Below are 21914 nucleotides of genomic sequence, written 5' to 3'. Positions count from 1 at the left end.
ATAACCCCACAAAATGAGAATCGTCACCTTGTGTAAACGATACCATTTATCCAGACTGGATCACGCTTTGGGGCCCGCCTTTGTGCTACCTTGATCGCAGTGATTTTGATCCGTTTGCCGTTTACCAGGACTCGTTATGGAAAAATTTAATCCGGTTGATCATCCGCATCGCCGTTATAACCCATTGATCGATCAGTGGGTGTTGGTCTCGCCGCATCGCGCTAAGCGTCCGTGGCAGGGTGCACAGGAAACGCCTGCGCTGGAACAACTGCCTGCGCATGATCCTGACTGCTTCCTGTGTGCTGGTAATACCCGCATCACCGGGGATAAAAACCCGGATTACCAAACCACCTATGTTTTCACCAACGACTTTGCCGCACTGATGACTGACACGCCCGATGCGCCGCAAAGCGACGATCTGCTGATGCGCTGTGAGAGCGCACGCGGCACCAGCCGGGTTATTTGCTTCTCACCTGACCACAGTAAAACGCTGCCGGAACTGCCGCTCAGTGGACTGGAAGATATTGTGCGCACCTGGCAAGAGCAGACCGCCGATCTCGGTCAGCACTATCCATGGGTGCAGGTGTTTGAGAACAAAGGCGCAGCGATGGGCTGCTCAAATCCCCATCCGCACGGCCAGATCTGGGCTAACAGTTTTCTGCCCAATGAAGCGCAAAAAGAAGATGATAATCAGCGCCGCTACTTTGACGAAAAAGGTTCGCCGATGCTGGTGGATTACGCCGCACGCGAACTGAAAGACGGTAGTCGTACCGTGGTGGAGACCGAACACTGGCTGGCCGTGGTGCCGTGGTGGGCCGCGTGGCCATTTGAAACCCTGCTGCTGCCGAAAGCCCATATCAAACGCATTACCGATCTCACCCCGGCGCAGCGCAGCGATCTGGCGCTGGCGCTTAAGCAGCTCACCAGCCGCTACGACAACCTGTTCCAGTGCTCCTTTCCCTACTCGATGGGCTGGCACGGCGCGCCGTTTAACGGCGAAGCCAACGATCACTGGCAGTTGCATGCCCACTTCTATCCACCGCTGCTGCGTTCGGCCACGGTACGTAAATTTATGGTTGGCTACGAAATGCTGGCCGAAACCCAACGTGATTTAACGGCGGAACAGGCAGCAGAACGTCTGCGTTCTGTCAGCGATATCCATTTCCGCGAGGCGCAATAAATGTCATTAAAGTCCACTACTCAACAGGTTTTCGCTGACACCTTTGGCTATCAACCGACGCACAGCATTCAGGCGCCAGGCCGCGTGAATCTGATTGGTGAGCACACCGATTACAACGACGGCTTCGTGCTGCCGTGCGCCATTGATTACCAGACGGTGATTGCCTGCGCCAAACGTGACGACCGCCAGGTGCGCGTGGTCGCGGTTGATTATGACAATCAACAAGACAGCTTCTCGCTGGATGCGCCGATTGAAGCGTTAAAAGAGCCGATGTGGGCCAACTACGTACGCGGTGTGGTGAAACACCTGCAGCAGCGTGATGCCAGCTTTGGCGGTGCCGATCTGGTGATCAGCGGCAACGTGCCACAGGGTGCGGGTCTGAGTTCATCGGCGTCACTGGAAGTGGCGGTCGGCACCGTGTTCCAGCAGCTCTATCAGCTGAAGCTGGACGGCGCTGCGATTGCGGTTAACGGTCAGGAAGCGGAAAACCAGTTCGTTGGTTGCAACTGCGGCATCATGGACCAGCTGATTTCTGCGCTGGGTCAGCCCGATCACGCCATGCTGCTGGACTGCCGCACACTCGGCACACGCGCCGTCTCGATGCCGGAGGATGTCGCGGTGGTGATCATCAACTCCAACTTCCGCCGCAGCCTGGTGGGCAGCGAGTACAACACCCGCCGTGAGCAGTGCGAAACCGGTGCACGCTTCTTCAACAAACCGGCGCTGCGCGATGTCACGCTGGAAGAGTTTGCCGCGTCGGAATCGCAGCTGGATGCGCTGGTGGCAAAACGTGTGCGCCATGTCATCACCGAAAATGCCCGTACGCTGGAAGCCGCCGATGCGCTGAGCAGTGGCGATCTGAAGCGCATGGGTGAACTGATGGCCGAATCCCACGCCTCAATGCGTGATGATTTTGAAATCACCGTTCCGCCTATCGATCAGCTGGTGGAGATTGTCAAGGCAGAGCTCGGTCCGCGTGGCGGCGTTCGTATGACCGGCGGCGGCTTTGGCGGCTGCATCGTGGCACTGATGCCAACCGAACTGGTGGATCAAGTGAAAGCCGCGGTTGCCGAAAAATACGAAGCGCAGACCGGCATCAAAGAAACCTTCTACGTGTGCAAAGCGTCAGCAGGAGCAGGCCAATGGTAAGCGACGTCAACTCTCATGCGCCAGACGGGCAACCGTGGCGCATGACCGTGCTGCGCAATCGCAACGGCATGGTGGTCACTTTTATGGATTGGGGCGCGACCTGGCTCTCCGCGCGCGTGCCGATGCAGGATGGCAGCGTGCGTGAAGCGCTGCTGGGCTGCGCCACACCATCGGACTATCTGCATCAGGATGCTTACCTTGGCGCGACGGTGGGCCGCTACGCCAACCGCATCGCTTCGGCTGAGCTTAAGCCGCTAAATCTGCTGCTGGCCGCTAATCAGGGTGCGCATCAACTGCACGGCGGACCGGAAGGCTTCGATAAGCGCCGCTGGCAAATTGTCAGCCAGAGCGAGACCGAAGTGCACTATCGTATCGATTCACCCGATGGCGATCAGGGTTTCCCTGGCAACCTGATTGCCGAAGTGATTTACCATCTTGACGATGATAACTGCCTGTCGATCACCTATGACGCGCAGACCGACAAGCCCTGCCCGGTGAACCTCACCAACCATGCTTACTTCAATCTTGACGCGCATCATGGCGATGCACGCCAGCATCGCTTACAACTGCACGCGGATCGTTACTTACCGGTCGATAGCGAAGGCATCCCTAACGCGCCACTGAAAGCCGTGGCCGGCACCAGCTTCGATTTCAATCAACCGAAGTGTGTGATGGATGACTTCCTCGCCGATGACGATCAAAAAACGGTGAAAGGCTATGACCACGCGTTTCTGCTCAGCACCGCTGGCGACAGCACTCAGCCCGCCGCCGAACTGTGGTCGGCCGATGGCAAGCTGGCGCTGACCGTGTTTACCGCAGCACCGGCGCTGCAGTTCTACTCCGGCAACTATCTGGATGGAACACGCGCCCGTGAACAGGGCAGCTATACTGCTTTCCAGGGCATCGCGTTGGAGAGTGAATTTTTACCGGATTCGCCCAACCATACCGAGTGGCCGCAGCCTGATTGCTGGCTGCAACCCGGCGATCGCTGGCAGTCTGTGACGCGTTATCGCTTCACCCCGCAGTAAGCCAGCGGATGAAAAACGCGCACTGCGTTAGCGACAGGCTTACGCCGTGCGATGTTTTCCGCTATGGTATGGCGCTATCAGTGTGCCGCTTTTCAGGTGGCCGCAGCCGGTTTCTATAATCATCGAAACATCAAGCATTAAGGAGTTAAGCTATGGCCGTAACTAAGCTGGTTCTGGTGCGACACGGCGAAAGCCAGTGGAACCAGGAAAACCGCTTCACCGGATGGTATGACGTGGATCTGTCAGACAAAGGTCGCACCGAAGCCAAAGCAGCCGGTCAGCTGCTGAAGAAAGAAGGTTTCGTGTTTGATTTCGCTTATACCTCCGTGCTGAAACGCGCCATCCACACCCTGTGGAACGTGCTGGATGAGCTGGATCAGGCGTGGCTGCCGGTTGAGAAAACCTGGCGTCTGAACGAGCGTCACTACGGTGCGCTGCAGGGTCTGGATAAAGCTGAAACCGCCGCCAAATACGGCGACGATCAGGTAAAACAGTGGCGTCGTGGCTTTGCCATCACTCCACCAGAACTGGATCGTGCGGATGAGCGTTTCCCGGGCCACGACCCACGTTACGCATCACTGACCGACGCACAGCTGCCAACCACCGAGAGCCTGGCACTGACCATCGAACGTGTTATTCCTTACTGGAATGAAAGCATTCTGCCGCGCATTAAAAGCGGTGAGAAAGTGATCATTGCAGCACACGGTAACTCACTGCGTGCGTTGGTAAAATACCTCGATAACCTGAGCGAAGATGAAATCCTCGAACTGAACATCCCAACTGGCGTGCCGTTGGTGTATGAGTTCGATGAGAACTTCAAACCGCTGAAGCGTTACTACCTGGGTGATGCCGACGAGATTGCTGCGAAAGCTGCAGCCGTGGCTAACCAGGGTAAAGCCAAGTAATTCCCGGCTTATAAACAAAAAGGCCAGACACGAGTCTGGCCTTTTTTATTGCGCGCTAAGCGATTAGCCACGGCGTTGTTTGATCGCCTGCGCCAGTTGACGCAAGGCTTTCTCGGTGTCTTCCCAGCCGATGCAGGCATCGGTGACGCTCTGGCCGTAAACCAGCTCTTTACCGCTGTCGAGGCTCTGATTCCCTTCCACCAGATGGCTCTCGATCATCACGCCAGTAATCGCCTGCTCACCGCCCGCGATCTGCTGCGCCACATCATCAGCGACCACCATCTGACGCTGGAACTGCTTGCTGCTGTTGGCATGGCTAAAGTCGATCATCACCTGCGGACGCAAGCCCGCTTTCTCCAGACCGGTTTTCACTGCTGCCACGTGTTCTGCGCTGTAGTTCGGCTCTTTGCCGCCGCGCAGAATGATATGGCAATCTTCGTTACCGCTGGTTTCGACAATCGCCGAATGACCGAATTTGGTGACGGAGAGGAAGCAATGCGGCGCGCTGGCGGCACCAATCGCGTCGATGGCCACTTTGATGGTGCCATCGGTGCCGTTTTTGAAGCCGACCGGGCAAGATAAACCGGAAGAGAGTTCACGATGCACCTGGGATTCGGTGGTACGCGCACCAATCGCGCCCCAGCTCATCAAATCCGCCATGTACTGCGGGGTGATCATATCCAGGAATTCACCTGCCGCTGGCAGACCAATGTCGTTGATGTCCACCAGCAGCTTACGCGCCAGACGCAGGCCATCGTTGATCTGGAAGCTGCCATCCATAAAAGGATCGTTGATCAGCCCTTTCCAGCCCACCGTGGTACGCGGTTTTTCGAAATAAACACGCATGACCACTTCCAGCTCGCCTTTCAACTCGTCACGCAGCGTCAGCAGACGGCCCGCATACTCTTTAGCGGCTTCGGTATCGTGGATTGAGCAAGGACCGATCACCACCAGCAGACGATCGTCCTGACCGTGCAGAATGCGGTGAATCGCCTGACGTGCCTGAGCAACGGTTTCAGCGGCTTTATCGGTAGCGGGGAATTTTTCGAGCAAAGCAACAGGCGGTAATAATTCTTTGATTTCTCTGATGCGTAAATCGTCGTTCTGATAATCCATACATAATTCCATTCAAATTTCTGGCCCCGCGTTCGCCGGGCGCAACCCGTTAAATGTATCCCTTCAGGCTGCGGGTGTAAATTCCACGCTCGCGTAAATGCTTTTGTGAAATTTGCATTTATCCGTCCATGAACTAAGCTTTTTAAACGTAAGCACTGAGGAATGAGGTTCTTGCGATATTTAATTTTTAAGCGAAGCGTTAACGATGGAATTATATTCCGTCACGGTACGTTATTTTCGTCACTCAGCACCCGTGGTGTTTGACGGCAACTCTCCATCGATTAAAGGAGCATAATGATGAATAAGTTTGCAATTATCTTTCTGACGGCAGCGATGACCTTGGGTAGCGGCGCGGCAATGGCTGCAGACAGTAATAACGGTGACGCGAATGCCTCAGCAGAAGCTGGCGCGGCGGCAGGCGGCGCGAAACAGAATCTGCCACCCAATAATGTGGACAATAGCAAAATTAATAATGGCAGCATGAACACCAACAGCGCAGCGACATCTGGCACCAGCACTGGCAATATGTCAGCTGAGCAAATGCACAAAAATTCTATGTGCAAAGACGGTAAATGTCCGGATATGAATAAAAAGGTCGATACCAAAAAAGGTGGCGGCCATGTGAAACACAAAACGGACGGCACGACCCAATAACGGGTTATCCGATCACATAAAGGGAGAGCGCTGGCTCTCCCTTTCTATTTCCGTGCAGGCTTTTCCGCTATGCTGAAGCCATGAAATTCAGAGGAACTGTTTCATGGCTTCACTGCTGCTTATTGATGATCATCCTTTAGTCGAAGTCGCGCTGGAAGCGGCCTGTATTCACTCCCCTATCCCGGTTAAACTGCACGCCGCCGCGACCGAAGCTGAGGCGCGCCAGCTTTTACAGCAGCATCAATTTGATCTTATTGTGCTCGATATCGGCCTGCCGGACAGCGATGGCCTCGAACTGTTGCGCCGTCTGCGCGCCCGCGATCCAAATTGCCCGGTGTTGATCTATTCCGCACAGCAGAGCCGCCACACTTTGCTGAGTGCCGTGTCGCTCGGTGCGGCGGGCTATGTGGTAAAAAGCCAGAGTATGGCGCAATTGCTGAGTGCGATTCTGGCGGTGCTTGGCGGTCAGCAAGCGTTTCCACCGCTGCCCGAGCGTATCGAGCTGCCGCTCACCGAGAAAGAGCAGCAAATCGTCGCACTGCTGGTGCGCGGGCTGTCTAATTTGCAGATTGGTGAACAGTTGCATATCAGCAATAAAACCGTCAGCACCCACAAGAAAAACATTCTGGAGAAAACCGGCGTGCAGTCGGTGGTGGAGCTGGCCGAACTGTGGAAAGCCCAACAGTGAAAGTCATCTTGTGGCTGTGTCTGCTGTTGATCAGCTTAACGGCTCGCGCCGACTTACAGCCCGCCAGCAGCGTGATGCTCCCCGCCATGATGCCAGCACCGCATGTCGAGCCATGGCCGCAACCCACCTTACGCGTTGCCGTGCCGGCGCAAAACAGCGCGCCCTGGGCAATGCGCATTGGCGATCGTATCTGGGGAATTGATGCCGATTACCTCAGTGCACTGAGCCAACTCACTGGCACGCGCTTTAGCCTGCAAAGTTACGCCGATCGTTCGCAGCAGCTGGCGGCACTGGAGCGCGGTGACGTCGATTTCGTGTTGAGCAACGAACATGCGCAGCTGCCGGAAAACATCCTGGTCAGCGACAGCTGGGTTAACAGCCCGATCCGCATTTACCGCAATCGTAATAATCAACGCGCGGTGATGTTCAACAGTGAAAATGCCCAGCTCACCATCGCGCAAGCCACACTGGCGCAACTGCCCGATGCCTTTGTGCAAAACCATCGCTGGCACAGCCTGCCGGGCGATTTGCAGGCACTGTATGCGCTGCTCAATCAGCAGAGTGATTATCTGGTGGCGGATGAAACCAGCGCCGGCTTTCTGCTGAGTCAACTGCAGCAAGGACAGATTTACCAGATCACCGCCGATCCCGGCGCCGGTGAACTGTCACTACGGGCGCTGGCGCGCGATCCCACACTGATTCACTGGCTCAATACTCAGCTGCGCCTGCTGCCCGCGGAGTTCAGTAATCGCGTGCAACAGCGCTGGAGCCCGCCTTTGCTGCGTTATCAGGATACGCAAACGCTGATGCTGTCGGCTGCCGAGAAGCAGTGGCTGGCCGCACACAATGAGATTCCTTATGCCGCAGAAGTGGATAACGCCCCCTGGAGCTATCGCGATGGCAACGGCAATGCGCGCGGTTTTGGCATTGATCTGCTTAATGCGTTAAGCCAAAGCACCGGATTGCGCTTTACGCCGCGCTGGGTGAGCAATCCCCAACAGGCGCAGACGCTAATGCAACAACATCAGGTGATGCTCAATCTGTTACAGCCTTTGAACGGCGATGATGCCAACAACAATACACTGCCGGTATGGCGTGCAATTTGGGGGATCTACACGCTAAACACGCAGCAGCCGATGAGTTGGCCCTCTCTGCAAAAGCAGCGTGTGGGCGTACTGCGAGCCGACCTGGCGCAACGCTTGCTGCCTGAGGATATTACGCCTCAACTGTTCGATGACCGTGCGCAACTCTGGCAAGCCCTGAACAGCGGTCAGATTGATGCACTGGTGGATAATGTACTGTCTGCACGCTGGCGCATGGCCAGCCACGCGGATAATCGTGTCCATTTAGCCTTTGCCGCCAGCGATGTTGCCTGGCCGCTGGCGCCTCAGGTGAGCCAGGATCAGCCGCAACTCCAGGGGGTGCTGGATCATGCACTGCAGCAAATCCCAGCGGATACGCTCAATCAGATGCGCATTAACTGGTCTCAGCCGCCCCAGCCAGGCACCACTATGGCGATGCGCAATGTGCCGCTGATGATTTTGATGGCGGCCGGGATGATCATTTTGCTGCTGTTGGTGCTGCTGCTGCGCCGCTACCTGCAACAGCGGCGCGATCGCCTGCAGCGTGAACAAGCAGAGCGCGCTAACGCCGCCAAAAGTCAGTTTCTGGCCACCGCCAGCCACGAATTGCGCACGCCAATGCAGGCGATTCTCGGCCTGCTGGAACTCGAACAGCAGCAGCATCCTAGCGAGCGTTTGACACTGATGCACAGCAGTGCGCGCTCGCTGATGGCGCTGCTGAACGATCTGCAAGACCATGCACGCATTGAGAATCAGAGTTTTCGCCTGGCACCGCATCCGCTCCATCTGGCAGATTGGCTGCAGCAACAGCTGCAGTTCTATCACCCTTTGATGCGCGAATCCGGTCCGATATTGTTGGTTGAGGCGCTCACGCCCTTGCCGACGCGCGTGATGCTGGATGGTGATCGCCTGCAGCAGGTGGTGAACAATCTGGTGGCCAACGCGCTGAAATTCACGCGCCAGGGTGAAGTCAGGCTGTCGCTCGCCGTCACCGATCAGATTCAGTTAACGGTCGCCGACAGCGGCAGCGGTATTCCACTCAGCGAACAAGCGCAGCTGTTTGAACCCTGGTATCAGGCACCGTCGGGCAAAAGCCACGCCGTGCAGGGTAGCGGCCTGGGGTTGTTTATCTGTCGTGAGATCGTGCAACGTATGGGCGGTCAGTTAACGCTAACCTCTGAACCGGACAAAGGCACTACGGTGGAGGTGCGATTACCGCTCGATATCTGTGAAGATACGCCCGCCGAGCGCCCTGCTGACTGGCCACGCTATCCGCATCTGCGGGTGGCGATTGTTGATGACCATCCCACCAATCTGTTGGTCTTGCAGCAACAACTGGCCCGATTCGCTATTACGGCAATGGTGTTTGAGGAGGGGCGCAGCCTGTTGCGCGCCGATGCGCTTCAGCCGTTTGATGTGCTGTTGATTGACCAGATGATGCCACGCCCGGATGGATTAACACTGCTGCGCATCTTACGCCGCCGCCAGCAGCGACGCAGCAAACCAGCACTGCGCGTACTCTGCTCCGCCGATGTGCAACTATTGAAGGTAGCCTTGCAGGAGGACGAGGCGCTGTTATTGAAACCGATTGTGCTGGATGATCTCGCAGCTCTGCTGGCACGCACGGTGCGCGATCCTCTCCGACAGCTGCCCGACAGTTTAATGATTCTGGCCCAGCACAATGAGGCCTTTATCCCGCGCATTTGCCAGACACTGCAACGCACGCTGCAGCAGGATCGCGATGCGCTACTGGCGGCCAGCGTCGAGCATGACTGGCCCGCTGTCGAGCGTGCCGCCCATCGCATGAAAGGCAGCTGGCTGTTGCTCGGCATGGATGAGATGGCCGAACGTTGTCAGCAGCTCACCGATCAGGCAAAACAGCAGCGTCTGGACGATGATGCGCTCAATTTACTGATATCATTAACGAACAGGTTACTGGAACAACTGGAAAGTTATGGCACACACTCATTCTCACGGCGCGCATAACGGCAATCGTACGCGTCTGGCGGCGGCGTTTGGCGTCACCGCGCTGTTTATGATTGCCGAAGTGATTGGTGGCGTGGTATCGGGTTCGCTGGCGCTGCTGGCGGATGCCGGACATATGCTCACTGACGCCGCCGCGCTGTTGATGGCGCTGCTGGCCGTGCAGTTTGCTCAGCGCAAACCCAGCGCCCGCCACACCTTTGGCTTACTGCGCCTCACCACACTTGCCGCCTTTGTGAATGCCATCGCGCTGCTGGTGATTACGGCACTGATTGTCTGGGAAGCGCTGCGCCGTTTCTATCAACCTCAGCCGGTGGCTGGCGGATTAATGCTGGGGATTGCGATTGCCGGTTTGCTGGCTAATCTGCTCTCTTTCTGGCTGTTACATCGTGGCAGTGAAGAAAAAAATCTCAACGTACGTGCGGCGGCGCTGCATGTGCTGGGCGATCTGCTCGGCTCCGTTGGCGCGATTGTTGCCGCTATCATTATCATGCTGACCGGCTGGACACCGATCGACCCGATCCTCTCACTGCTGGTTTCGCTATTGGTGGTACGCAGTGCCTGGTCGTTGCTGCGGGAAAGTCTGCATGAGCTGCTGGAAGGCGCGCCGAGCGGGATTAACGTGGATAAACTGGCACGCGAGCTGACACGCAACATCGCGGAAGTGCGCAATGTGCATCATGTGCATGTGTGGCAGGTGGGAGAGAAGCCGGTGCTGACATTACATGTGCAGGTGATCCCACCTTACGATCATGACGGGCTGCTGGTGCGTATTCATCAGTATCTGCACAAGCACTATCAGATTGCGCATGCCACGGTGCAGATGGAGTACCAGCCTTGTACCGGTCATGATTGCGAACTCTGCGCGGAGCAGAGCTCGCATCATCACTCACATGAACATCTCACGCTGGATGGTCACGCCCATCACCATCACTGATTCGACAGCGCGCGCGACCCGTGTTCGCGCGCACTTTGCATCCACAAGCGGGAACCGTTAAGCGCGATCAACGTCAGAATCGCGTATTCCAGCGACATCGCATACACGCCCTGACGGGCAAAAATCATCACGCTAATCACGTTGATCACCACCCACAGTAGCCAGTTCTCGACGTATTTACGCGTCATCAGAATCATCGCCACAATCGACAGCACCATCATGCAAGAATCCCAGAACGGGAAGGCATCCGGCTGCAGTTGCGGCATCACCACGTTCAGGCCCAGACTCTGCATAATGCCGACGGCGGTTTGAGTCAGAAACGCAAACACCGGATCGATATACAGCGTCATCAGCGCAATGGCGATGACGCACGCCGCACCCCAGCCGAGAGCTTTCGGCAACGGCAGCCAGCGAATCTTCAGTGCGGCTTCATTGGCGGTGTTTTGTCGACTCCACGCGTACCAGCCGTAAACATTGGCGACAAAGAAGAACAGCTGCAGCAGTAAGCTGGCATACAGCTGAATCTGGAAGAAGATCACCGCAAACAAGGTGACGTTAATCAGCCCGAAGAAGTAGTTGATGATCTTTTCCTGGCTGGCGAGCCAGATACACAGCAGACCCGCAAGGGTGCCCACCGCCTCGATCCATGACAGGTCGTAGCCACCCACGCCAATAGGAATGTGAACCAAAATATTTTGTGTGCTGAAGAAGTCCATGATCTGCACCTGTATGAAAGCCGCCTTACGCGTTCCCTTTCACCTTGAGTTTGAGTTGTGCTGCAAAGTCTAGCATGCGGTTAAGCGGTATCAATGCGGCTTCGCGCAGCGCATCATCGACATGGATTTCATGCTCGCTGCCGCCGTGCTCCAGTCCTTCGGCAATGGCTTTCAGGCCATTCATCGCCATCCACGGACAGTGCGCGCAGCTGCGACAGGTCGCGCCCTCACCTGCCGTCGGCGCTTCCAGCAGTTCTTTGTCCGGCACCGCCTGCTGCATCTTGTAGAAGATGCCGCGATCGGTAGCGACGATCATTTGCGGATGCGGCAGGTTTTTCGCCGCCTGAATCAGCTGGCTGGTGGAGCCGACAGCATCCGCCAGATCGACGATCGCCTGTGGGGATTCCGGATGTACGAGGATCGCTGCCTCCGGATAGAGCGTTTTCATGCGCTGCAGGGCCTGAGTTTTGAACTCGTCATGCACGATGCACGCGCCCTGCCAGCACAGCACGTCCGCTTTGGTCTGTTGGGTGACGTAACGGCCCAGATGGCGATCCGGTGCCCAGATAATTTTCTCACCGAGACTGTCGAGATGTTCAATCAGCTCCACCGCAATACTGGAGGTGACAACCCAATCCGCGCGCGCTTTCACCGCGGCTGAGGTGTTGGCGTACACCACCACCGTGCGGTCCGGATGTTCATCACAGAAGCGATTGAACTCCTCAATGGGGCAGCCGAGATCGAGTGAACACTCTGCATGCAGCGTCGGCATCAACACGGTTTTTTCCGGGCTGAGAATTTTGGCGGTTTCGCCCATAAAACGCACGCCCGCCACCAGCAGCGTTTTTGCCGGATGGGTGCTGCCGAAGCGCGCCATTTCCAGTGAGTCCGAGACGCAGCCGCCGGTCTCTTCCGCCAGCGCCTGAATTTCAGGATCGGTGTAGTAATGCGCGACCAGCACCGCATCACGCTCTTTTAATAAGCGTTTGATTTCAGAGATGTAGTGGGATTTTTCATCCTGGCTGAGACGCGCCGGTTTCGGCGGAAAGGGATAAATCGCGCTTTCAGGATCGAACATCAGACTCATGACACGGCTCTCGTTTTCTCAATTTAACAAAATCGCCTGTTACAGCGATGATGCGGCATCAAAACCGCTATCGTGTTTTATATGCTAAACACGATAGCGGAATTGCGCGAGAGTGTCGTCTCTTTTTTATCCGGTTTACAAGCCACCTAACGATTTCTGCGGGTTTTCCAGTTCCAGCAAGAAAGCTTTGACCGCCAGACCGCCCGCGAAGCCGGTGAGCTTACCGTTGCTGCCAATCACCCGATGGCAGGGCGCCATGATCGACAGAGGATTTTTACCGTTAGCTGCGCCCACTGCACGCATGGCTTTCGGGTTGCCGATCTGTTCCGCGATTTGCTGATAGCTACGGGTTTCACCAAACGGAATGGTGAGCAGCGCTTGCCAGACTTTTTTCTGGAATTCAGTGCCGACCGTGTCGTAAGGCATGTCGAATTGCTGACGCTCTCCGGCGAAGTATTCACGCAGCTGGCGCTCGGCCTCACACAGGATCGGATGCTGATCGTTGCGGCTGATGGGCTTCAGTGGCACGCGTTGCGAGCCTTCGTTTTCCCACAGAATCGCTGATAACCCGTTATCGGTCGCAATCAACGTCAGCTCACCAACTGGCGTGGGAATGATTTTGGCATGATACATAAGGCACCTCCGGCATAAATCAGTGTGTCATTATCGCACTTCTGCCGCGATAAACTGGCTGTTTTCGGTCATGAGCATAAACTGGTTAGCTGTCCGAAAGCAGCGAGTTTTGCTTTGCCACTTGCGCGACGATACCCAAAATAATGCAAGGCGCAAGAAGGCGGCAAACGAGAGACTCATCGAACAGTCGATTTGAACCGCGCTGGCCCGCAGGGGAACCTCTTTTAGGAGGTCCATCATCCCGATGACTTTATCAAGTACGTGATTCGGATGATCGAGAGCAGCCAGCGCTTCTGCGCTTTAAAGTAGGAAAGGTATAGCCGGTTTATTAGCTGGAGACGATGATGTTTGATCCCGAGATTGCATACCAGGCGCTGACCTCGCGCGACAGTCGCTTCGACGGCGTGTTCTTTGTCGGCGTGACCTCAACCGGCATTTACTGTCGGCCCATTTGCCCGGTGAAAGCGCCGATGCAGAAGAACTGCCTGTTTTTTGGCAGCGCTGAAGCCGCCGAAAAAGCACATTTCAGACCCTGCCTGCGCTGCCGTCCTGAGTTAGCGCCGGGCTTCGCACCGGTCGATAGTCATCATCGCATCGCTGACCGGTTGATTCGTCGCATCGAAGAGGGCCTGCTGGAAGAGCAAGAGACACTGGCCGACATCGCCGGCGAGTTTGACCTGAGTGAGCGCCAGCTTCGCCGCGTGATCCAGCAGGAGTTGGGCGTGTCACCATTGGAGCTGCGCCAAACGCGGCGCATGCTGCTGGCGAAGCAACTTCTGACTGAGACTTCTTTACCCGTCACCGAAATCGCCTACGCCAGCGGCTTTCGCAGTTTGCGCCGCTTTAATGATGTATTTCAGGCTCGTTACCGTATGACGCCTTCGCGCCTGCGCAAACAGAGTCAACCAGAGAGCATGACCACGGTGCAGGAGAGCGCAGAGCTGCGGCTGAGTTATCGCCCACCTTACGACTGGGATGCCATTCTGGATTTTCTTCAGCAGCGTGTGATGAAAGAGGCCGAGTGGGTCAGTGGAGGCGCTTATCATCGCACCGTGGCGCTGGGGAACTGTCGGGGCTGGGTGCGTGTCTGCCATTTGCCGGAGAAGCAGGCACTCAAGGTGCAGTTCACTACCACCTTAACGCCGGTTTTGCCTGCCCTGCTGCGTCGCCTGCGCGACCTGTTTGATCTCGATGCCCAACCACAGCGCATCAGCGAGCAGCTAAGCCAGGATCCGTTGTTAGCTGAGAGTCTGGCACGTTATCCTGGGTTACGCGTTCCTGGGGCGTTTGACGGCTTTGAGTTGGGGGTACGCGCAATTCTTGGTCAGCAGGTGACGGTGAAAGCGGCCACCACGCTAAGCAGTCGTGTGGCGCAGCGGTTTGGCGAGCCATTAGTGACACCATGGCCGGAACTTTCTCGCCTGCCTCCGACGGCGGAATCCCTCGCTACCGCAACCATTGATGATATTGCCAGTCTCGGTATTGTGAGCGCTCGCTCGCAGGCGATTCAGGCGCTGGCACAGGCGTGTGCCTCCGGTGCGCTGCGCTTTAATGGCGCGGTGAATCCTGACGTGGTTCAGCAGCAGCTGCTGGCATTGAAAGGCGTAGGGCCATGGACGGCGAGTTATATTGCCATGCGCGCCCTGCGCTGGCCGGATGCGTTCCCTAAAGAGGATATTGCGATTCGTAATAACCTCGGTGGGGTGAGTGCCAAAGTGGCAGAGCAGTTATCGCAGGTTTGGCGCCCATGGCGTAGCTATGCGGTGCTGCATATCTGGAAGAGTTTGACGCCTGAGAAATCGGCTGAGAAAGAGAAAAAGGCATGACTGGGCCTTCTTTTCGGCAATGGGATCATCGCTTGTACACTCCAGTCGCCTGCAAAACAACGACAGTGCGTTCCAGTCGGCAATAAGGGGCGGTTACGTAAAGACGCCGTGAATACATCCCTGTAGGCTCTGGTGGCGCATCCCTGCGCCACAAGCTTTACTCCACCGCCCCTTATTGCCGCCTTCATGGCACATCTCTGCGGTTTTTTAAAAGCATTAACCAAAGCCAAACAAGTCCGGCAAGGCGGGAGCGGAAGAGCGAAGCGTCCGAGCCATGGATGGCGAAGCCGATCCACAGGGATGTGAGATTCCTTCGCGATACGTCCCGCCTTGACGGGCTGACGCACAGACCCACAGCAATCCCACCAAACAATTAGATATTAATGAGCACACAGTCTCATCCAAACAGGTACGCGCTTTTACAAAGCAGCAACCAAGTCACAAAAGCCAGTCAAGGCGGGAGCGGAAGAGCGAAGCGTCCGAGCCATGGATGGCGAGGCCGATCCACAGGGATGTGAGATTCCTTCGCGATCCGTCCCGCCTTGACGGGCTGACGCACGGACTCATAGCAATCCCACCAAATTTTAGTTCTGAATGAGACTCCTTTGCCATCCGCCCACACGGAAAGACTGACGCTTCGGACTCATAGCAAGTTCAGCTAAAATTTTTGAGAAACGCAGAAAAGCAAAAAGGCGCCTTTAGGGCGCCTTTCTACATAGTGGTGGGTCGTGCAGGATTCGAACCTGCGACCAATTGATTAAAAGTCAACTGCTCTACCAACTGAGCTAACGACCCGCTCGAGGAGCGGCTTACAACTTTAAACTTGATGGTGGGTCGTGCAGGATTCGAACCTGCGACCAATTGATTAAAAGTCAACTGCTCTACCAACTGAGCTAACGACCCATCAAGGTTGTGAAGCTTCTGAAGAAAACATCTAACATACAGCAGGTTAAGATGGTGGGTCGTGCAGGATTCGAACCTGCGACCAATTGATTAAAAGTCAACTGCTCTACCAACTGAGCTAACGACCCATCTTCAGGCTGCCGGACGCTTTGTTAAACTGCCCGGGCAACGGCGGCATATATTACTGATTTAGCGGGAGGGCGCAACCCTTATTTATCACCAAATCACTCAATTGCTTACCTTTCATGCTGCAAGACCAGAAATCATACGAAATCCGGTCTCTGCTGCACAAATTACATCCCAGCCAGACGCTTTTGCGCCAGCTTGGCAGATTCGCTGGTCGGGAATTGTTTGATCACTTGTTGATAGACCGCTTTGGCTTTCGCCGTATCGTTCTTCTCTTGCATGATCACGCCAACCTTAAACAGCGCTTCCGGGGCTTTCGGCGATTTCGCGTAATTCTTTACCACAGTGGCAAAATAATAAGCGGCATCATCTTTCTTGCCCTTGTTGTAATACAACTGACCGAGCCAGTAATTGGCATTGGGCTGGTAGGTGGAGTCAGGATACTTCTTCACCCACGCCTGCAGGGCCGTGATGGCCTGATCGAACTGTTTCTTCTCAAGAATCAGCGCAACTGCCGCATTGTAATCGGTATTCGCATCGCCGGTTTGTGCAGGGGCAGCGGAACTTCCACTGGCATTGCTACCACCTGCATCAGCGTTTCCCGCTGCTGCACCTGCGCCCGCCGCTGCGGCATCACCGCCACCGTTCGCCTGTGCGCCGGCATTACCGCTGCTCAACGTATCGATCTGCTGATAGAGCTGCTTCTGGCGCTCAATCACCTGATTAAGTTGATAGCTGTTCTGCTGGATTTGGCCGCGCAGCGAATCGATATCGCTTTGGTTGTCACTCATCTGCTGCTGCAACTGCTGCAGAAGCTGAGCCTGGGCATTGGAGATACGTTCAAGATTGGTGACACGGTCTTCGACCGAGCCTGAGCCAACGCTACTGATTGACGCCTGGGCATTAGCGGCCCAGGGGGCCGCTACGCCAACCAGTAACGACAGACTCAATAGATGAAGTCTGAAGTTACTCATCATGTAATGCTCTTAGTAAACCAGTACGGCACGACGGTTTTTAGCGTAAGCCGCTTCGTCATGACCCAGTACAGCTGGTTTTTCTTTACCGTAAGAAACGATAGACATCTGGTCAGCAGAAACGCCTTTACCCTGCAGGTACATTTTCACTGCGGTAGCACGACGTTCGCCCAGGGCGATGTTGTACTCTGGGGTACCGCGCTCATCCGCGTGACCTTCGATGGTGACTTTGTAAGACGGGTTGCCGCGCAGGAATGCTGCGTGCTGATCCAGCATCTGAGCATAGTCAGAAGCTACGTCATACTTGTCCAGACCGAAGTAAACGATGTTGTTCTGCTGCAGCTGCTGCATCTGCAGACGCGCTTGCTCATCAGAAGACATGTTACCGTTCTGGCCAGCACCGTAAGCGCCGTTGTCTGCGCCCATACCAGTCTGGTCGTTGTTGTTGTTTTTGTGCGAGCTACATGCAGCTACCGCGATTACCGGCAGAGCCAGCATCAAACCCTTCAGCACTTTGTTCAGTTGCATTTCTTTATCCTATTATTTTGTTTGCTATACATTGTCATCCCCCGCTATGCAGGGGACTCATGCATTACAGATACGGCGACCAGGCAGGGAATTTGACCTGTCCATCAGTTGCCGGAAGACGCGCTTTGAAACGCCCATCTGTTGAAACCAACTGCAACACGGAACCCATCCCCTGAGTAGAGCTATAGATTACCATCGTGCCGTTAGGCGCCAGACTTGGCGTCTCATCCAGGAACGTGTCCGTTATTGTTTGAACGGCTCCCGTTACCAGATCCTGTTTGGCGACATGCTGAGCGCCACCGGCGCTGCTGATCATCACCATGGTTTTGCCGTCAGTTGACACATCCGCATCCTGGTTCTGAGAACCTTCCCAGGTAATACGTTGTGGCGCACCGCCGTTGATACCCACTTTATAAATCTGAGGCGCACCCGCCTGATCCGAGGTGTAAGCCAGTGTCTGGCTATCCGGGAACCAGGTCGGTTCGGTGCTGTTGTAGCGACCGTAGGTCACCTGACGCGTCTGACCTGAGGCCAGATCCATCACGTACAAGTTCAGGCTGCCAGTTTTAGACAGCGCGAACGCCAGTTTTGTACCATCCGGCGAGAAGGCCGGCGCACCGTTGTGGCGCGGGTAAGAAGCCACCTGACGGATGGCACCGTTTGCCAGCGTTTGTACCACTAACGCCGACTTACCGCTTTCAAAGGTCACGTAGGCCACTTTGCTGCCATCTGGAGACCAGGCCGGTGACATCAACGGTTCTGGTGAACGGTGCACGGTGAACTGGTTGTAGCCATCGTAGTCTGATACGCGCAGTTCATACGGGAACTGGCCGCCGTTGGTTTGCACCACATACGCGATACGCGTACGGAATGCGCCTTTGATACCGGTCAGCTTCTCAAACACTTCATCACTGGCGGTGTGGCCTGCATAACGCAGCCATTGCTTAGTGACTTTGTAAGAGTTCTGCGCCAGCACCGTGCCCGGTGCACCGCCGGTGTCCACCAGCTGGTAAGCGATCTGGTAGCTACCGTCCGGGTTCGGCGTGACCTGACCCACGACAACCGCATCAATACCTAATGCGCTCCAGGCAGCAGGTTGCACTTCCTGCGCGCTGGTCGGCTGCTGTGGCAGACGTGAACGATCCAGCGGATTGAATTTACCGCTGTTGCGCAAGTCAGCCGCGACGATGCCGCCAATGTCTTCTGGCGCCGCGCCTGGGCCAGCCCATTTGAACGGCACCACACCAATTGGACGTGCGGTGTTCACGCCCTGCGTAATTTCAATGCGCACTTCTGCGTGCAGCATGGCTGCCCACAGCAGTACAAAAAAACCTAAGGTTACACGAAGTGCCTGCTTCATCTTTTCTCCCTTATCTGAACCTGAGTCCACGATAATTCGCACAGTTCCTGAAAAACACGAGTGTTCATAAATTACGGCAAGCTAACCTTAGTTCAACCTGCCGTGAGTTACTGCATTATTCCGGTTTGAAACGCATTGGGGCGTTTTTAAACACTTCATACACCGCTTGCGATGGCGGCTTAGGAATTCGAGCCTGCTTCGCGGCGGTGATTGCAGCCTGGCACAATGCCGGGTCGCCACCTTCTGCTTTGACATCAATCAGCAAACCGTCAGGTGCCAATTTGATACGCAGATTACACTCTTTACCCTTAAAGGTATCCGCATCGTAGAAGCGACTTTGAATCGCACCAACGACCTGGCCCATGTAAGAGTTAATCTCAGCGCCTGATGCACCCGCTTTCTTCTGATTGCCCTGCCCTGCCGCACCGCCAGAAGCCGTGCCACTTTTCGGTGCATTCTTACCAGACGAGAGTCCACCTAACAGGTCATCAACGTCACTTTCATTCTTCGCTGCTTCAGAAGCGGCTTTCTTTTTAGCATCTGCGGCTGCTTTCGCTTTGGCTGCTGCATCAGCTTTCGCTTTCGCGGCAGCATCCGCTTTAGCTTTCGCATCGGCAGCCGCTTTCTCTTTCGCTGCCTCAGCGGCTTTTTCTTTTGCTTCTGCGGCAGCTTGCTCTTTAGCCTCTTTGGCTTCCTGAGCGGCTTTCGCCTTCGCATCAGCTGCAGCCTGTGCTTTGGCCTCGGCGGCAGCTTGCGCTTTCGCTTCGGCGGCGGCTTTGGCTTGCTCTACCGCTTTCTCTTTCGCCGCTTCAGCAGCCGCTGCTTTGGCCTGTTCGTCCGCTTTCTTCTTCGCGTCCGCTGCTGCCTGCTTCGCCTCTTCTACCGCTTTCGCTTTGGCATCTGCCGCCGCTTTAGCTTGCGCATCCGCTTCAGCTTTGGCGTCGGCCTTAGCTTTTGCGGCGGCCGCTTCAGCTGCCTTCTGCTGATCCTGAGCCTGCTTCGCAGCTGCTTCAGCGGCTTTCTGCTGCTCAGCTTGCTGTTTAGCCTGCTCTTTGGCTTCCTGCTGCGCCTGCAAACGCTCTTTTTCCATCTCTTTCAAGCGCTGCTGTTCAGCAGCTTGCTTCTGCTGTAACTCTTCGGCTTGCTGCTGCGACTGTTTCTGACGCTGCTGCTCGGCACGTTGGCTGTCGCGTTGCTGATTCTGCTGGCGGTTATATTGTTCAACCACCGCGCCGGAATCGACCATCACGGCATCAATGTCACTGCCGCCGCCACCGCCGCTGGATTCGATCTTTTCGTTAAACGAGCTCCAGATCAGCAGGGCGATCAGCACGATGTGCAGAATCACCGAAATGATTATCGCGCGTTTTAACTTGTCGTTCTGCTCGGTTACCTTCGACACTCTCGGATCCCAAAAACGGTTCGCTTTAAATCGGCTGTGTCATCAAACCGACAGATTTCACGCCTGCCTGATGTAACAGGTTCAACGCCTTGATGATTTCGTCGTAAGGCACGTCTTTCGCGCCACCAATCAGGAACACCGTCTTCGGATTGGCTTCAATGCGACGCTGTGCTTCGCTCACCACCTGTTCCGGCGGCAGCTGCGTCATACGATCGTGATCCACCACCAGGCTGTATTGCCCGACGCCAGCCACTTCAACAATGACCGGGGGATTATCATCCGTTGAGACCGTTTTCGAGTCGGTCGCATCAGGCAGATCCACTTCCACGCTTTGCGTAATAATCGGCGCAGTTGCCATAAAGATGAGCAGCAACACCAACAGTACGTCCAGCAGTGGAACTATGTTGATTTCCGACTTAAGGTCGCGGCGCCCGCGACCACGGGTTCTGGCCATCGTTAACCTCGACTTACTTCGTGTTGTCGGTGGAGAAAGCCTGACGATGCAGGATAGCCGTGAACTCTTCCATAAAGTTGTCGTAGCCCTGCTCCAGCTTGTTGACGCGCTGGTTCAGACGGTTATACGCCATAACGGCAGGAATGGCCGCGAACAAACCGATGGCAGTGGCGATCAGCGCTTCGGCAATACCCGGCGCAACCATCTGCAACGTCGCCTGTTTCACCGCGCCAAGCGCGATAAAGGCGTGCATGATCCCCCACACCGTACCGAACAGACCGATATACGGGCTGATGGAACCAACGGTGCCAAGGAAAGGAATGTGGTTTTCCAGCGCTTCCAGTTCACGGTTCATTGAGATGCGCATCGCACGGCTGGCGCCCTCGACCACCGCTTCTGGCGCGTGGTTGTTAGCACGGTGCAAACGGGCAAACTCTTTGAAGCCCGAATAGAAAATTTGCTCAGATCCGCCCAGCTCATCGCGGCGTCCCTGGCTTTCCTGATACAGGCGCGATAACTCGATGCCTGACCAGAACTTATCTTCAAAGGCTTCGGCTTCGCGACCCGCCGCATTCAGGATGCGCGTGCGCTGAATAATGATCGCCCATGAGGCAATAGAAAAGCCGATCAAAATCAACATGATAAGTTTGACCAGAAGGCTCGCCTTCAGGAACAAATCAAGAACATTCATGTCAGTCACTGCTTGAACTCCGCGACAATAGACTTGGGAAGCGCAATCGGCTTCATTAGATGTGGGTTGATGCAGGCAATCAGGACTTCTGCTTCATTCAGCACTTTGCCTTCTGCATTCACGATACGCTGCGAGAACGTCATGGTGGCGCGAGTCATGGCGGTCACTTCACTCTGGATATCCAGAAGATCGTCAAGACGTGCTGCGGCAACAAAGTCTATCGTCATGCGTCGTACCACAAACGCCACCTGTTCTTCTAACAGGGCTTGTTGATTGAAATGGTGCTGGCGCAACATCTCGGTACGTGCTCGTTCATAGAAAGCAAGATAACTGGCGTGGTAAACCACACCACCGGCGTCGGTGTCTTCGTAATAGACCCGAACCGGCCAGCGAAACAGCGTTGTACTCACTCTACATCCCGGTCTCATTTTAAACGTTGCTACTATACGCAAGTGAGATCGGCTTGGGAATGGTCCGCCAGAGCCAGGAGAA

At 55.6% G+C, this 21914-nt stretch carries 20 protein-coding genes and 3 tRNA genes; 9 read left to right on the top strand and 14 right to left on the bottom strand.

The window, feature by feature from the left end:
* Positions 1-136 precede the first annotated feature (136 nt).
* The 4 genes from galT (at position 137) to gpmA (ending at position 4262) form a co-directional block, all read left to right on the top strand.
* Positions 137-1180, top strand: a complete 1044-nt coding sequence (gene galT, locus F3J37_RS09100; RefSeq protein ID WP_038648145.1) for a galactose-1-phosphate uridylyltransferase — start codon at positions 137-139, stop codon at positions 1178-1180.
* Positions 1181-2329: a galactokinase gene (gene galK, locus F3J37_RS09095; RefSeq protein WP_166933064.1), complete on the top strand. Its 1149-nt coding sequence runs from the start codon at positions 1181-1183 to the stop codon at positions 2327-2329.
* Positions 2323-3357 carry a galactose-1-epimerase gene (gene galM, locus F3J37_RS09090; RefSeq protein WP_166933062.1) on the top strand — a complete coding sequence of 345 codons (1035 nt, stop codon included), beginning with the start codon at positions 2323-2325 and terminating at the stop codon, positions 3355-3357. Before galK ends, galM begins: the two co-directional genes overlap by 7 nt.
* 152 nt (positions 3358-3509) lie before the next feature.
* On the top strand, positions 3510-4262 hold the full coding sequence (gene gpmA, locus F3J37_RS09085) for a 2,3-diphosphoglycerate-dependent phosphoglycerate mutase (RefSeq protein ID WP_034821185.1): 753 nt from the start codon (positions 3510-3512) through the stop codon (positions 4260-4262).
* A gap of 63 nt (positions 4263-4325) precedes the next feature.
* Here gpmA and aroG read toward each other — a convergent pair whose 3' ends face one another.
* Positions 4326-5378: a 3-deoxy-7-phosphoheptulonate synthase AroG gene (gene aroG, locus F3J37_RS09080; RefSeq protein WP_166933060.1), complete on the bottom strand. Its 1053-nt coding sequence runs from the start codon at positions 5376-5378 to the stop codon at positions 4326-4328.
* Positions 5379-5672: 294 nt separating this feature from the next.
* Here aroG and F3J37_RS09075 point away from each other — a divergent pair, with 294 nt between their 5' ends.
* The 4 genes from F3J37_RS09075 (at position 5673) to zitB (ending at position 10722) form a co-directional block, all read left to right on the top strand.
* A complete protein-coding gene (locus F3J37_RS09075; protein ID WP_160867853.1) occupies positions 5673-6032 on the top strand; it encodes a YbgS-like family protein in 360 nt (119 codons plus the stop codon).
* Between the two features lie 103 nt (positions 6033-6135).
* On the top strand, positions 6136-6720 hold the full coding sequence (locus tag F3J37_RS09070; protein WP_166933058.1) for a response regulator transcription factor: 585 nt from the start codon (positions 6136-6138) through the stop codon (positions 6718-6720).
* The gene (locus tag F3J37_RS09065) at positions 6702-9788 is read left to right on the top strand and encodes an ATP-binding protein (protein WP_166933056.1); all 3087 of its coding nucleotides are present in this window, start codon (positions 6702-6704) and stop codon (positions 9786-9788) included. Before F3J37_RS09070 ends, F3J37_RS09065 begins: the two co-directional genes overlap by 19 nt.
* Positions 9757-10722 (top strand): CDF family zinc transporter ZitB, encoded by a 966-nt coding sequence (zitB, locus tag F3J37_RS09060; protein WP_166933054.1) that lies wholly within the window; start codon positions 9757-9759, stop codon positions 10720-10722. Before F3J37_RS09065 ends, zitB begins: the two co-directional genes overlap by 32 nt.
* Here the strand turns inward: zitB and pnuC are convergent.
* The 3 genes from pnuC to F3J37_RS09045 all read right to left on the bottom strand — a co-directional run bounded on the left by pnuC (position 10716) and on the right by F3J37_RS09045 (position 13158).
* Entirely contained in the window at positions 10716-11438 is a 723-nt protein-coding gene (gene pnuC / locus F3J37_RS09055) for a nicotinamide riboside transporter PnuC (protein ID WP_166933052.1), read from the bottom strand. The genes zitB and pnuC overlap by 7 nt on opposite strands.
* Positions 11439-11463: 25 nt before the next feature.
* Positions 11464-12525 (bottom strand): quinolinate synthase NadA, encoded by a 1062-nt coding sequence (gene nadA / locus F3J37_RS09050; RefSeq protein ID WP_097117408.1) that lies wholly within the window; start codon positions 12523-12525, stop codon positions 11464-11466.
* A 135-nt stretch (positions 12526-12660) separates the two neighbouring features.
* On the bottom strand, positions 12661-13158 hold the full coding sequence (locus F3J37_RS09045) for a methylated-DNA--[protein]-cysteine S-methyltransferase (protein WP_034829173.1): 498 nt from the start codon (positions 13156-13158) through the stop codon (positions 12661-12663).
* 344 nt (positions 13159-13502) lie between these two features.
* On the opposite strand from F3J37_RS09045, the gene F3J37_RS09040 reads away from it, so the two are divergent.
* Complete coding sequence (locus F3J37_RS09040; protein ID WP_166933050.1) at positions 13503-14984, top strand: AlkA N-terminal domain-containing protein; 1482 nt, start codon at positions 13503-13505, stop codon at positions 14982-14984.
* 719 nt (positions 14985-15703) lie between these two features.
* On the opposite strand, the gene F3J37_RS09035 is transcribed toward F3J37_RS09040, so the two are convergent.
* The 10 genes from F3J37_RS09035 to ybgC all read right to left on the bottom strand — a co-directional run bounded on the left by F3J37_RS09035 (position 15704) and on the right by ybgC (position 21850).
* A tRNA-Lys gene (locus tag F3J37_RS09035) sits at positions 15704-15779 on the bottom strand.
* Positions 15780-15811: 32 nt separating this feature from the next.
* Positions 15812-15887: transfer RNA gene (locus F3J37_RS09030), tRNA-Lys, on the bottom strand.
* A 52-nt stretch (positions 15888-15939) separates the two neighbouring features.
* Positions 15940-16015 (bottom strand) — tRNA-Lys (locus F3J37_RS09025).
* A 165-nt stretch (positions 16016-16180) separates the two neighbouring features.
* Positions 16181-16990, bottom strand: coding sequence for a cell division protein CpoB (cpoB, locus tag F3J37_RS09020; RefSeq protein ID WP_166933049.1), 810 nt, complete (start codon positions 16988-16990; stop codon positions 16181-16183).
* 9 nt (positions 16991-16999) lie between these two features.
* A complete protein-coding gene (gene pal, locus F3J37_RS09015; RefSeq protein WP_166933047.1) occupies positions 17000-17515 on the bottom strand; it encodes a peptidoglycan-associated lipoprotein Pal in 516 nt (171 codons plus the stop codon).
* Between the two features lie 64 nt (positions 17516-17579).
* Positions 17580-18875: a Tol-Pal system beta propeller repeat protein TolB gene (tolB, locus tag F3J37_RS09010; RefSeq protein ID WP_166933045.1), complete on the bottom strand. Its 1296-nt coding sequence runs from the start codon at positions 18873-18875 to the stop codon at positions 17580-17582.
* Positions 18876-18990: 115 nt separating this feature from the next.
* Positions 18991-20277: a cell envelope integrity protein TolA gene (gene tolA, locus F3J37_RS09005; RefSeq protein WP_034829166.1), complete on the bottom strand. Its 1287-nt coding sequence runs from the start codon at positions 20275-20277 to the stop codon at positions 18991-18993.
* Positions 20278-20302: 25 nt separating this feature from the next.
* Positions 20303-20731, bottom strand: a complete 429-nt coding sequence (tolR, locus tag F3J37_RS09000) for a colicin uptake protein TolR (RefSeq protein WP_034829164.1) — start codon at positions 20729-20731, stop codon at positions 20303-20305.
* A 13-nt stretch (positions 20732-20744) separates the two neighbouring features.
* Positions 20745-21431 carry a Tol-Pal system protein TolQ gene (gene tolQ / locus F3J37_RS08995; protein WP_034829162.1) on the bottom strand — a complete coding sequence of 229 codons (687 nt, stop codon included), beginning with the start codon at positions 21429-21431 and terminating at the stop codon, positions 20745-20747.
* A complete protein-coding gene (gene ybgC, locus F3J37_RS08990; RefSeq protein WP_202404442.1) occupies positions 21428-21850 on the bottom strand; it encodes a tol-pal system-associated acyl-CoA thioesterase in 423 nt (140 codons plus the stop codon). The genes tolQ and ybgC overlap by 4 nt, the downstream gene beginning before the upstream one ends.
* Positions 21851-21914 lie beyond the last annotated feature (64 nt).

Origin of the sequence: Candidatus Pantoea communis, from assembly GCF_011752685.1 — a bacterium.
Taxonomy (GTDB): domain Bacteria; phylum Pseudomonadota; class Gammaproteobacteria; order Enterobacterales; family Enterobacteriaceae; genus Pantoea; species Pantoea communis.
Note: the sequence above shows the minus strand (reverse complement) of the source record. Positions and strands in the feature narration are given on the sequence as shown.